Consider the following 13,302-nt stretch of genomic DNA (forward strand, 5'->3'; position numbering starts at 1 on the left):
GGTGGCTGGACTGGGAAAACGCCGTCCGCCGCGTCAGCGCTCCGGTGTCTCGGGGCTTGCTCACAAGCGCCCGTCCGACACTCGCCGGGCCTACCAGACCGACACGTCCGATGAGCTGCCCGACGAGCTCGAGATTCAGGGGCTGTCCCACGATGGCCGCGGGATTGCCCGTTCGCCCGCCGGCAAGACCCTGTTTGTCGAGGGGGCCTTGCCCGGCGAGCGGGTCAGGGTGGCGGTGCATCGCACCCGCAAGCGCTACGACGAGGCTCACCTGCGTGAGCTGATCGAGGCCGCGCCGACCCGGGTGACGCCGCCCTGTCCCTACATCGAGCGCTGTGGCGGCTGTGATCTGCAGCATCTGGAACTCGACGCCCAGCGTCGTCACAAGGCCGTCGTACTGTCGGAGCTGCTGGCCCGTCAGGGCGTCGAGGTCGACCTCGAGCGCATCGAGGTGCTGGCCAGTGATGACGTCGCCTATCGCCGCCGTGCGCGCCTGGGCGTCAGGGTCGATGCCGACGGCGGCATCCATCTGGGCTTTCGCGCCAGGCGCAGTCACCGACTGGTATCGGTGGAGAGCTGCACCGTTCTGGTGCCGGAGCTGTCGTCGCTGCTGGCACCGTTGCACCAGCAGCTGGCGAGCCTCGAGGCGCCACGCCAGGTCGGCCATCTGGAACTGCTGGCCAGCGACGGCCAGGTGACCCTGGTGATCCGCCAACTGCGTGAGCAACCCGCGGACCTGGCACGCTGGCGTGAATGGGCCGGTGAGCGAGGCATCGCCGTCGGCGTGCTGGCAGGCCGTGAACAGGTGCGCTTCGAGTGGCTGGTGACCCCGCCCCGAGGACTCCAGGTGACGGTGCCGTCGGCGCGTGGCCCGCTCAGCCTCGGCGTCGGACCGAGCGACTTCCTGCAGGCCAACGCCCAGGTCAACCAGCGCATGATCGAGACCGCGCTGGATTGGCTGGGGACACCTCGCCGGGTCGATGAACCCCTGCTGGATCTGTTTGCCGGGATCGGCAATTTCAGCCTGCCGCTGGCGGCGTCGGGCTACGCGGTGAGCGCGGTGGAAGGCTCGCCGGAGATGACCGCACGCCTGGCCGACAACGCCGCGGGCGCGGATCTGGACGTGGCTGCCCTCCAGGGCAACCTGCATGACGAAGGGCAGGTGGCGAGGCTGTTGCGTACCCATGATGCCGAGGTGGTGGTACTGGACCCACCGCGCGAAGGGGCCGAGGCGCTGTGCCGGGCACTGGCCAAAAGTACGGTGTCCCGGGTCTTGTATATTGCCTGTGATCCCGCCACGCTTTCTCGCGATGCGGCACACTTGTTGCAGGGGGGTTATTGTCTGCAACGGGTCGCCATGGCGGACATGTTCGTGCACACCTCGCACCTCGAGTCGATGGTACTGTTCGAACGCCAGGGGCCGTCGCCACGCCAAGGAGTCAGGAAAGATGGTTAAAGTGCGGGAAGACCAGCCGTTGACCGCGGATGGTCGGGTCGATATCGATCAGTGGGTCGCGCGGCTGCAGGACGACGTCAAGCTGGCCGACGCCGGTGAACTGGTCGAGGCCTGCCAGCTGGCGCAGTCGCTGGAGCAGGCCTCCGAGCGGCCCCACAAGTCCTGGTTGAAGGACGGCTCGAGCTTTCGCATGGGCCTCGAGATGGCCGATATCCTCGGTGAGCTGCGCCTGGATCAGACCGCCATCGAAGCCGCCGTGCTGTATCGCGCGGTGCGTGAGAACCTGATCAAGCCCGAGCAGGTGGCCAAGCGTTTCGGCCGCGAGGTGGCGAGCCTGATCGAAGGCGTGCTGCAGATGGCCGCGATCAGCAATACCCAGGCCACCACCGCCGGCCTGCAGCAGCAGGATCAGCAGGACAACCTGCGCAAGATGCTGGTCAACATGATCGACGACGTCAGGGTGGCGTTGATCAAGATCGCCGAGCGCACCTGCGCCCTGCGCCAGGTCCGCGATGCCCCGCGCGAGAAGCAGGTGCGGGTCGCCCGCGAAGTGTTCGACATCTACGCTCCGCTGGCCCACCGCCTGGGCATTGGCCACCTCAAGTGGGAGCTCGAGGACCTGTCCTTCCGCTACCTCCACGAGGACGACTACAAGACCGTCGCCCGGCAGCTGGCCGAGAAGCGACTGGATCGCGATCGCTACATCCAGGAGGTGGTGGAGACCCTGAAGTCGCTGATGTCGGCCCAGGGCATCCACCAGTTCCAGGTGGACGGTCGGGCCAAGCACATCTTCTCCATCTGGCGAAAGATGAAGCGCAAGCGCATCGACTTCTCCCAGGTCCACGACGTACGCGCGGTGCGCATCCTGGTGCCCACGGTGCAGGACTGCTACACCATGCTCGGCATCGTCCACTCGCGCTGGCACACCGTGCCCGACGAGTTCGACGACTACATCGCCAACCCCAAGAAGAATGGCTACCAGTCCCTGCATACGGCGGTCATCGGCCCCGAGAACAAGGTGCTGGAAATCCAGATACGCACCTTCGCCATGCATGAAGAGGCCGAACTTGGGGTCTGCGCCCACTGGCGCTACAAGGGCCACGATACCAATGCCCGCAGCGACAGCTATGAGGAAAAGATCGCCTGGTTGCGTCAGGTGCTCGAGTGGCACGAGGAGATCGGCGAATTCGGCGACCTGCGCGAGGGCCTGACCAGCGACGTGGCGCCGGATCGCATCTATGTGTTCACCCCGGACGGTCACGTCATCGACCTGCCCAGGGTGGCCACCCCCATCGACTTCGCCTACCGCGTGCACACCGAGGTGGGCCACCGCTGTCGCGGCGCCAAGGTCAACGGTCGCATCGTGCCGCTGACCTACAAGCTCAAGACCGGTCAGCAGGTCGAGATCCTGACCGCCAACAAGAGCGCCCCGAGCCGTGACTGGCTCAATCCCAACCTGGGCTTCGTGCGCACCTCCCGGGCCAGGGCCAAGATCCAGTCCTGGTTCAAGCACCAGGCGCGAGACCAGAACCTGGAAGAGGGCAAGGCGCTGTTCGAGCGCGAGATGAAGCGTCTCGATGTCCACGACATGGACCTCGCCACCCTGGCCCAGAAGGTCAACTACGCCAATGCCGACGACATGTACGCCGCGCTTGGCGCCGGCGACCTGCGTATCGGTCAGGTGCTGCACCAGGCCCAGCAGCTGTTCGGCGACAGCGATGAGCAGGAGCACCTCGACCGGCTGCTGGCCAAGCCGCGTCAGAAGCCGGCCAAGACCCCGGACGGCGAGATCACCGTGCTGGGCGTCGGCAACCTCAAGACCAACATGGCCAACTGCTGTCATCCGGTCCCCGGCGAGCCGATCGTCGGCTTCATTACCCAGGGCCGTGGCGTGTCGATCCATCGCCAGGACTGCCCCAACATCCTGCAGCTTAGGGTCGACGAGCCCCAGCGGGTGATCGAGGTGGAGTGGGGCGCGCGCTCCAGCAGCCAGTACCCGGTGGATATCGAGATCCAGGCCTGGGACCGCTCCGGTCTGCTGCGCGACGTCACCGCCGTGCTCGGCCAGGACAAGGTCAACGTGCTCTCGGTCAACACCCTGACCAACACCGACGACGGCATCGCGCGCATCTCGATCACCGCCGAGGTGGACGGACTGGAGACCCTGGGCCGGCTGTTCTCCCGCATCCAGCAGCTGCCCAATATCATCGAGGTCAAGCGCAAGCGCGGTCAGGGAGGGCGTCGCACATGAGCCGGCGCTATTCCATCGATGACCTGCTGACCCTGATGGCGGTACTGCGGGACCCCCAACAGGGCTGCCCCTGGGACGTCAAGCAGCACTGGGACACCATCGTCCCCCACACCCTCGAGGAAGCCTACGAGGTCGCCGACGCCATCGAGCGACGCGCCTTCGACGAGCTGCCGGGGGAGCTCGGCGACCTGTTGTTCCAGGTGGTCTATTACAGCCAGTTCGGCAGCGAGGAAGGGCGTTTCGATTTCCATGACGTGGTGCACACGCTGACCGACAAGATGCTGCGTCGCCATCCCCACGTGTTTCCCGACGGCACCCTTGAGTCCCGCCGCCAGGGCGTCAGTGCCGCCGAGGTCGAGACCCGTCAGGTCCACTCCCGCTGGGAGGCGCTCAAGGCCGAGGAACGGGAAGGGCGCAGCGGTCCGCCGCAGGGCGAGGCCGAGGCGGTGGTTTCTGTCTCGGCGCTGGATGACGTGCCGCGGACCCTGCCGGCGCTTAGCCGCGCCGCCAAGCTGTCCAAGCGCGCGGCCCGGGTGGGCTTCGACTGGCCGGACACCGACGGGGTGCTCGACAAGCTCGAAGAGGAGCTCGGTGAGATTCGCGATGCGCTCTCGGCCGGGGATCGCGACCACGCCGCCACCGAGGTGGGCGACCTGCTGTTCGCCACCGTCAATCTGGCGCGCGCCCTGGGCGTCGACCCGGAAGCCTGCCTGAGAGGCACCAATCACCGCTTCGAGAGCCGCTTTCGCCATATGGAGCGGTCCCTGGAGGCCCAGGACACGCCGCTCGGTCGGGCCTCGCTGGAGCGCATGGAAGAGCACTGGCAGCAGGCCAAGCGTGCCGAACGCGCCGAGCCGTCCGATCCGACCACGGACTGACGAGGCCGGCCAGACCCCCAGACCCTATCGATAACAAGGCGGGGCCGCACGCTCGGGACCCGCTGGACACCACACCCAAGGAGACCCCATGAGCCACGATCTGCACGAATCCTTGCGCGATAACGTCCGCATCCTCGGCGACAGCCTGGGACGCACCATCGCCGATGATCTCGGACCCGAGTTCGTGTCACGCATCGAGACGATTCGCGGACTGGCCAAGCGGGGCCGCCAGGGCGAAGAGGCCGGCCAGCAGGAGCTGATCGAGTACCTGCGCCGGCTGCCGGAGAAAGACCTGTTGCCGGTGACCCGGGCGTTCAATCAGTTCCTCAACCTGGCCAACATCGCCGAGCAGCACTACCGTGCCCGCTTTCGTCGGGTTGAGGACTACAAGCCGGGGATGCAGCCGGTGCTCGGTGAGCTGCTCGAGCGCGCCCGGCGCGAAGGCCACTCGTCGCGCACCCTGGTCGAGACGCTGGCCAACATGCGCGTCGAGCTGGTGCTGACCGCCCATCCCACCGAGGTCATCCGGCGCACCCTGATTCAGAAGTACGACGCCATCGATGACTGCCTCAGCGCCATCGAGTCCTCCAGCGAGTACCCCGAGCGGGCGGCCCGGGCCAAGGGTCGGCTCGAGGAGCTGATCAGCCAGGCCTGGCACACCGACGAGATCCGACACGACCGGCCGACCCCGGTGGACGAGGCCAAGTGGGGCTTTGCGGTGATCGAGAATTCGCTGTGGCAGGCGGTGCCGGACTTCCACCGGGACCTGGATAACCTGCTGCTGGAAAGCGCCGGCGAGCGGCTGCCGCTGGACGCCGCGCCGCTACGTTTCGCTTCCTGGATGGGTGGCGATCGCGACGGCAACCCCAACGTCACTGCCCGGGTCACCCGGGAGGTGCTGCTGCTGGGCCGCTGGATGGCGGCGGACCTGTACCTGCGTGATCTCGAGCAGCTCAAGATCGAATTGTCCATGTGGAGCACCAACAGTGCCCTGCGTGCCGAAGTCGGCAACGTCGCCGAGCCCTATCGCGAGCTGCTCAAGCGTCTGGTGGCGAAGGTCGAGGCCACCCGTGACTGGGCCAAGGCCGAACTGGACGGCAAGAGCTATGACGGCGGGCCGATCATCGAGACCCGGGACCAGCTCTATGCGCCGCTGCTGGCCTGCTACCGTTCGCTGTGCGACGTCGGCCTGGACACCATCGCCAACGGTGTGCTGCTCGATACCCTGCGCCGTGTGGCGGTATTCGGCGTCACCCTGACCAAGCTCGACCTGCGCCAGGAGGCCAGCCGCCACGCCCTGGTGATGGAAGAACTGACCCACGACCTGGGCCTGGGCAACTACCGCGAATGGAGCGAGGAGCAGCGCCAGGCCTTCCTGCTGGCGGAGCTCGAGTCGACCCGCCCGCTGATCCCGCGGCGTTGGGAGTGCTCCGCCGAGACCCGCGAGACCCTGGACACCTTCCAGGTGGTCGCCGCCGAGCACGGTGAGGCGCTGGGCACCTACATCATCTCCATGGCCGCGCAGCCCTCGGACGTGCTCACCGTGGCGCTGTTGATGAAAGAGGTGGGGGGCCGTGTCGGCATGCCCATCGCACCGCTGTTCGAGACCCTGGACGACCTCAATCGCGCCGGCGACGTCATCGATCGGCTGCTGGCGCTGCCCGGCTACCGCCAGTTCGCAGGTGATAGCCAGGAGGTGATGATCGGTTACTCCGATTCGGCCAAGGACGCCGGCCAGCTGGCGGCGGCCTGGGCCCAGTACCGCGCCCAGGAGGCGCTGGTCGATGTCTGTGAAAGCCACGGTGTCGACCTGACCCTGTTCCACGGCCGCGGTGGCACCGTGGGCCGTGGCGGCGGTCCGTCCCACGCCGCCATCCTGTCCCAGCCGCCAGGCTCGGTGAACGGCAGCCTCAGGGTGACCGAGCAGGGCGAGATGATCCGCTTCAAGTTCGGCCAGCCCGATATCGCCCTGCGCTCCATGGAGATCTACGCCTGCGCGGTACTGGAGGCGTCGCTGCTGCCGCCGCCCAAGCCCAAGCCGGCCTGGCGCGACGAGATGGACCGCCTGGCCGAGATCGCCCACGGTGCCTACGTCGGTGTGGTACGCCAGGACCCCGATTTCGTGCCGTACTTCCGTGCCGTCACCCCGGAAGGAGCGCTCGGTCGCCTGCCGCTGGGCTCACGGCCGACCAAGCGGCGTCAGGACGGTGGCGTCGAGACCCTGCGCGCGATCCCCTGGATCTTCGCCTGGACCCAGATCCGTCTGATGCTGCCGGCCTGGCTCGGCACCGGCGAGGCCTTCGCCACCCGCCTGGCCGAGCCCGGCGGACTCGAGGTGCTGCAGGAGATGCGCGAGCAGTGGCCGTTCTTCGGCACCTACCTGGACATGCTCGAGATGCTGCTGGCCAAGGCCGACGTGGAGCTGGCCGCCTACTACGAGCATCGTCTGGTGGACGAGCCGAGTCTAGAGGCCCTGGGCAACCGCCTGCGCGAGCGTTTCGGCAGGCTCAACGAGGAGCTTCTGAAGATCCTCGATCAGCAGGAGCTGCTCGAGAAGACGCCGCTGATTCGCCAGGCCATCGAGGTGCGCAACCCCTACATCGACCCGCTGCATGGCCTGCAGGCCGAGCTGCTGCAGCGTAACCGCGACGCCGACGGTGCCATCAGCGCGGACCTGTCCCGCGCCCTGATGGTGACCATGGCGGGAATCGCCGCTGGCCTTCGCAACACCGGCTGACGCCACCGCAAGCGTTACCCTGAACACCCAGCGCCCGGCCAGATGGCCGGGCGCTGGCGTCTTGGGTGAGCGTATCGGTTGGGTGTGTCGGTCGGGCGTTTCGGGATGTGTTGTGGATGCCGACGTTTCAGTCGGACGAGCTCGACCGATCACGCTTGAGCCGTCGCATCAACCAGGACTGGCTGACGCCGAGGTCCTGGGCTGCCTTGCGGGTGCTGCCGGCGCGGGACAGAGCGTCATCGATGGCCTGGCGTTCGATCTCGGCCAAGCGCTCGGGCAGGGGGCGGGAATCGTCCAGTGGCAGCGATAGAGCACCGTCGCTTTGGCCGTCGTCTTGCCAGGAGCTCTTGCGCGAGCTGTTGAGGGAAACGCGGTCGGCAAGGCTAGCGGGCACAAGCTCCGGGTGGTCGAGGGCGAGATCGTCGATGCCGATGGTGTCGTCTTCACAGAACACGCTGAGCCGCTCGAGCAGGTTTTCCAGTTCGCGCACGTTGCCAGGCCAGGAGTGGTGGGTCAGCGCCCTCAGCGCGTCGCGCTCCAGGGTGATACGGCGCTTGAGGCGGCGGGATATCCTGGCCAGCAGTTGATTGGCCAGACCGGGGATGTCCTCGGCGCGCTCGCGCAGCGGTGGGATCTCGATGGGCACGATATTGAGTCGGTAGTACAGGTCGGCGCGGAAGCTGCCATCCCGCACCCGGGCGGCCAGGTCGGCGTTGGTGGCGGCGACGATACGCACCTCGGCCTTGCGCGGCTTGCCGCCCAGCGGGTGGTACTGACGTTCCTGCAACAATTGCAGCAGTTTGGGCTGCAGCGTCAGCGGCAGTTCGCCTATCTCGTCCAGAAACAGGGTGCCGCCCTCGGCCAGGGCCACGTAGCCGACCCGCCCGTCGCGATGGGCGCCGGTGAAGGCGCCGCTCTCGTGGCCGAACAGCTCGGCTTCCAATAGGGCCTCGGGGATCGCCGCGCAGTTGACGTGAATCAGCGGCTTGTCCGAGCGCGGGCTGAACTGGTGCAGGCGATTGACCAGCCAGCTCTTGCCGACGCCGGTCTCGCCGCTGAGCAGCACCGTGGTGTCACTGGCGGCGGCGCGCTCGAGGCGCTCCAGGCACCGGCGATAGCGCGGGCTGCGGCTGGATGAGGCGGGACTGGCCTCCGCCGCTACCTGCTCCTGACGGATACGCTTGAGCTGATGCATGACGTGATCGAGCAGCGCCTGGGTGGTGTCCGGCGAGCGCGAGGCCAGTACATCGCGGTCCAGGTTGCGGGCCTGGACCAGCACCGCATCGGGTTCACCGGAAGGGTCGCCGCCCAGGTGAAACAGGCTGCCGTTGACCAGGTAGTCCTTGCCGCGATAACGGTGGACCACGCTGACCGGTCGCCGCTCCTCGATCACGAAGCGGGTGACCGAGGGCGAGAATACCCCTTCCTCCTCGAGCTGATAGACGTCGCTCTGGTAGAGGTGTTCTGCGCTGGCCTCGAGCTGCGACAGGCTCGCCTGGTTGACCCACAGCGGGCGTCCCTTGAGGTCGGTGATGAAGATGCCGTCCTCGAGGGCGTTGAGGATGGCCAGTAGCTGTCGGGGCATGAGGGGGCCGTGGTTCATCGAGGCTCCAGGCAGGGTCCAGAACGTCAATGGTGTGCCGGGAGCGCGTGTTAGTAAAGCCAGGCCGGCGCCTCACGGCGCCGGCCTGGTGGATCAGTGACAGCAGCGGTGACGGTGGGCTCAGGTCCCCAGCTTGCTGAACAGATAGCCCCACAGGGCGCCTGCGATGATCACGAACAGCACCATGATGCCCCACACCTGGCGGTATTCGCGCACCAGTTCGCGGGCGCCATCGGGGCGGGCCAGGATGTCGCGGATGGTGGTATCGGACAGTCGCCTTGCACGAATGTCGTCGAACACCTTGAGCTCGTACTCGGAAGGCTGGCTCTTCAGTCCCACCGCGATCAGCGCCAGGGTGCCGAGCAGGATGGCCACCTGCAGGTTGTCGATATGCAGCGGCAGGCTGATCAGGCCGTGGCGCTCGAGTTCGCCCACCACGATGAAGGTGATCGAGCCCACCAGCATGCAGGCCAGCGCGGCGTTGGCGTTCATCCGACGCCAGTGCATGGCGGCGACGATGGTCGGCAGCCAGGCCACGGCAAAGATCGCGCCGGCGTAGATCGAGATCCAGTAGATGCCCGCCGGGCGCGAGATCGCCACGGCGCACACTACCAGCGCTACCACCGCCTGGGAGATGCGGCCGAGTACCACGCCCTTGCGTTCGCTGACCTCACGGTCGAACAACTTCTCGTAGAGGTCGCGGGCCAGGGCGAAGCCGGTCAGCACGAACAGTGTCGAGGCGGTGGACATGATCGACGCCATCAGGCCGGCCAGGCCGATACCGGCCAGGGTCGGGTTGGTGTGTTCCATGAAGCCGACGATCATGGCGCGGTCGGTGGGCTCGATGCCGGGCTGGATCACCTGCATGGCGCTGGCCGCCAGAAACACCAGCAGCTGCATGGCCGGGGCGAAGAACACGCCGATCACCGCCACCTTGAGGATGACGAAGTCGTTCTTGGCCGGAAAGACGCGGGACACCAGCGCCGGGGTGCAGGCAAAGAACAGGATCCACACCAGGAACTGGGAGATCGACCAGCCCAGCGGGCGGTCGTTGGCGCCCCCCACGGTCCAGAAGCCGGGCAGGGTCTCGCCGAGGCCCTTCATCGCCTCGAAGCCGGCGTCGCCGATCAACATCGGTGCGATGACGAAGGCGATGGCCAGCATGGTGAAGAACATCATGGTGTCGGTGTAGACCACCCCATACATGCCGGACAGCGAACAGAACGCCAGCAGTGCCAGGGTGAAGGCGACGATGATCACCGGGAAGGGGATATCGATGATCTCGGCCAGCACCAGGCCGGCGCCGATCAGCTGGATGATGCCGTAGCCGAGCAGGCCGATCACCATCAGGATCAGTGCGACCACGCTGACCCACTTGTTGTTAAAGCGGTAGTCGAAGAAGTCCATCATGGTGCGGCAGTTCAGCGCCTTCAGCTTGCGACCGATGAACACCACCGCGATCAGGGTGCCGACCCAGGCGCCGAAGGAGCCCAGCGCCGCGATCACCAGCGGGCCTTCGCTGTAGGAGATGCCGGCGATCCCCATCAGGGTCACGGCGCTGAGGAAGGTGGCGGCCAGGGTGCCGACGATCAGCAGCGTCGAGCCCTGCTCACCCATGACGTAGAAGTCGTCCTTGTTCTTGATACGGCGTGCCAGCAGGGCCGCCACCGCCACGTAGGCGGTCAGTACGATGGCGAAGATGGCCAGGGTCATGACAGGTCTCTCAGGTCAGATGAAGTCTTGTTGTGGTTGGTGGTGTCGGCTGAAGACGAAGCCGCTGCCTCGTCCTTCAGGCGACGAATGGTCGGCCGGTATTCGCGCAGCAGGATGACGCCGACGATGACCACCGACAGGGCGGTGGTCAGAAAGGCGTTGGCAAACAGCAGCAGCACATGGGAGTTGATGTCCATAAAATGTCTCTTGTTGTGAATGGCCTGAGCGTCCGGGGAGCGAGTCGGCTGATCGGGCAAAGGGCCTTTGATGCTATTCCGACTCGATGAATCGAAATCGATTCATTGTGTGTTGTTCAGGGCGCTGATGGCGATCTCAGTCGCGCTCGGCGCGTGCCAGCACCGCGTCGCACAGCAGTTGGGTGCCCAGCGCGCAGTGCTCAGGCTCGGCGTATTCGGCCTCGTTGTGGCTGATGCCGTCGCGGCAGGGCACGAAGATCATCACCGTGGGGGTGACGTGGGACAGGTGCACGGCGTCGTGCCCGGCACCGCTCATCATGCAGGGGGCATCGAGCTCGCGCGCCTTGACGGCCTCGCGCAGGGAGTCGATCAGGGCGTCGTCGAAGGGGGTGACCGGAGAATGCCAGCGGCGCTCGAACGTCAGCTCCACGCCCTCGGCGTCGGCGGCGTCCCTGGCCAGACGTTCCAGTTCGGCATCCAGTGCATCGAGGCGTTCGTCGCTGACGTGGCGCAGGTCCAGCAGCAGGCGGACCTCGCCGGGGACCACGTTGCGCGAGGGCTCGACCACCTGGAAGTCGCCCACGGTCAGGCGCGCAGCGCTGTCCGGATCCGCCATGACCACCTCGCGCATGCGCTGGATCATGGCGGTGGCGGCGAGCAATGGGTCACGGCGATAGCTCATCGGCGTGGGGCCCGCGTGGGCCGACTGGCCGCGCAGGCTCAGGTCGTACCAGCGGATGCCCTGGACCCCGGTGACGATGCCGAGGGGATGGCCCTGCTCCTCGAGCACCGGGCCCTGCTCGATGTGCAGCTCGAAGTAGGCGTCGAGCTCGGGTTCGCCCAGGGGCAGATCGCCGGCCTCGCCGCAGGCCGCGATGGCCTCGCCCAGGGTGACGCCCTTGCTGTCGCTGGCGCCGAAGAAGGTCGCCTCATCGAGGCGGCCAGTCCAGACGCCGCTACCGCCCATGGCCGGGGCGAAGCGGCTGCCTTCCTCGTTGGTCCAGACGATCAATGACAACGGTCGGCGGGTGGTGATGGCGTTGTCGTGAAGGCTGCGCAGCACCTCCAGGCCCGCCAGTACCCCCAGCACGCCGTCGAAGCGTCCGCCCAGCGGCTGGGTATCCAGGTGGCTACCCATGGACACCGGGGGCAGGTGGTCCTCGCGTCCGGCACGCCGGATAAACAGATTGCCGGCCTTGTCACGCTGCCAGGTGCAGCCCAGCGCCTCGACCCAGTCCAGCAGCAGGCGGCGCCCATCTGCATCTTCAGGGGTCATGGCGAGGCGGCGGCTGCCGCCGTTGGGGGAAGGGCCGACCTCGGCCATCTGCATCAGGCTGTCCCACAGGCGGTTGGCGTCGATATCGATGGAACGGTGGGGTGTCGATGACATGGCAGGAGATTCCTTGTGATTTGGTGTTATGCCAAACCACCAAGCTATTCTCATGCCGTACTCAGAAAAATGTCATTAAAACAAGCGCATAAAGATGAGGTATGGCGCAAGGCGACGTCAAGAGTCACTGCGTGTAACGCGAGCGAGTCGATTCCGACTCGGTTTGCCGGCGGTGTTAGGCTCAGTCCGAAAAGTCGACGAGCGAAGGTTAGACAAGGCAAAAATCGGTGAGACAGCGCAGTTTACGTGGTGTAAATGAGCATGTTGACCGGGCTGGCGCACCAGCCGATTTTTAACGCCGTATTACCGAGCGCAGGCACTTTTCAGACGAGCCCTAGAAAGGGAGGTGGAACGAGGCCGTAATCATATTCAGATGCTCAAGCTCGGGGTCATTGACCTCCTCGAACTCGACCTGGCCGATCCAGCTGCGGGTCATCCAGCGGGCCCCGAGACCCTGGACCCGAGTGGAGCCACTGGTGGAATCGAAGGTGTTGCGACCGGTGACCGGATCGCTGACCCACTGGGCCATGCCGGTCTTGCCGTAGACGCCGAAGTGGCCGACACGGAAGCCGGCGACCAGGCTGCCCCCCAGGCTGGTCACGTCCTGGACATGCTGGCTGTCGCTGGAAGACATGGGTACGTCATCGCTTTGTCGATAGCGCAACTCGGCCCCCAGGTCCCAGCCGCTTTCCTGCTGTGGCGCCATGCCGGCGGTCAGGCGGAAGCCGGAGGTGTAGCCGTCGGGGGTGTGGACCTTGTCACCCTGCACCAGGACGCCGCTGTCGAGCCTGACGATTTCCTGGCCCATGCCGGAGAAGGCCGGGGTGGCCGAGTGGGAAGCGTCATTGTCGGCCAGCGGGTCGGCAGCGTCTTCGCTCGCCAGGACAGGGGCCGAGAAGGCGACAAGGGTCAGTGCCGCAAGCAGGCCCGCCAGCAAGGTGTGCGACGTCGGGCGTCGAGCGGGGAGAGAGGGCAAGCGACAAGCAGTCATCATGGTTGTCCTGGCGGAATAGCCTCCGCGGGTGGCACCTGATCGATCATGCTTCGGTTTTATTCAAGGGCTCGGCACTCAATTCT

9 protein-coding genes are annotated in these 13,302 nt (G+C 66.4%); 4 read left to right on the top strand and 5 right to left on the bottom strand.

Annotated features, from left to right (window positions below; translation table 11 throughout):
• The first annotated feature begins 1 nt into the window (after position 1).
• From EBB56_RS11195 to ppc, 4 genes are all read left to right on the top strand, one after another.
• Complete coding sequence (locus EBB56_RS11195; protein ID WP_124804384.1) at positions 2–1,456, top strand: TRAM domain-containing protein; 1,455 nt, start codon at positions 2–4, stop codon at positions 1,454–1,456.
• The gene (gene relA, locus EBB56_RS11200; RefSeq protein ID WP_045993189.1) at positions 1,449–3,707 is read left to right on the top strand and encodes a GTP diphosphokinase; all 2,259 of its coding nucleotides are present in this window, start codon (positions 1,449–1,451) and stop codon (positions 3,705–3,707) included. The genes EBB56_RS11195 and relA overlap by 8 nt, the downstream gene beginning before the upstream one ends.
• Entirely contained in the window at positions 3,704–4,585 is an 882-nt protein-coding gene (gene mazG, locus EBB56_RS11205; protein ID WP_124804385.1) for a nucleoside triphosphate pyrophosphohydrolase, read from the top strand. Before relA ends, mazG begins: the two co-directional genes overlap by 4 nt.
• A gap of 88 nt (positions 4,586–4,673) precedes the next feature.
• Positions 4,674–7,322 (top strand): phosphoenolpyruvate carboxylase, encoded by a 2,649-nt coding sequence (ppc, locus tag EBB56_RS11210; RefSeq protein WP_124804386.1) that lies wholly within the window; start codon positions 4,674–4,676, stop codon positions 7,320–7,322.
• A gap of 127 nt (positions 7,323–7,449) precedes the next feature.
• Here the strand turns inward: ppc and EBB56_RS11215 are convergent, their stop codons facing one another.
• The 5 genes from EBB56_RS11215 to EBB56_RS11235 all read right to left on the bottom strand — a co-directional run bounded on the left by EBB56_RS11215 (position 7,450) and on the right by EBB56_RS11235 (position 13,219).
• The gene (locus EBB56_RS11215; protein ID WP_124804387.1) at positions 7,450–8,925 is read right to left on the bottom strand and encodes a sigma-54-dependent Fis family transcriptional regulator; all 1,476 of its coding nucleotides are present in this window, start codon (positions 8,923–8,925) and stop codon (positions 7,450–7,452) included.
• A 120-nt stretch (positions 8,926–9,045) separates the two neighbouring features.
• A complete protein-coding gene (locus EBB56_RS11220) occupies positions 9,046–10,638 on the bottom strand; it encodes a sodium:solute symporter family protein (protein ID WP_108447706.1) in 1,593 nt (530 codons plus the stop codon).
• On the bottom strand, positions 10,635–10,835 hold the full coding sequence (locus EBB56_RS11225) for a hypothetical protein (protein WP_045993193.1): 201 nt from the start codon (positions 10,833–10,835) through the stop codon (positions 10,635–10,637). The genes EBB56_RS11220 and EBB56_RS11225 overlap by 4 nt, the downstream gene beginning before the upstream one ends.
• Before the next feature lie 136 nt (positions 10,836–10,971).
• Positions 10,972–12,225 carry a M20 family metallo-hydrolase gene (locus EBB56_RS11230; protein ID WP_045993194.1) on the bottom strand — a complete coding sequence of 418 codons (1,254 nt, stop codon included), beginning with the start codon at positions 12,223–12,225 and terminating at the stop codon, positions 10,972–10,974.
• Between the two features lie 334 nt (positions 12,226–12,559).
• On the bottom strand, positions 12,560–13,219 hold the full coding sequence (locus EBB56_RS11235) for an outer membrane beta-barrel protein (RefSeq protein WP_124804388.1): 660 nt from the start codon (positions 13,217–13,219) through the stop codon (positions 12,560–12,562).
• Positions 13,220–13,302 lie beyond the last annotated feature (83 nt).

The sequence above is a fragment of the Halomonas sp. YLB-10 genome (assembly GCF_003856855.1).
GTDB classification, from domain to species: Bacteria; Pseudomonadota; Gammaproteobacteria; order Pseudomonadales; family Halomonadaceae; genus Halomonas; species Halomonas litopenaei.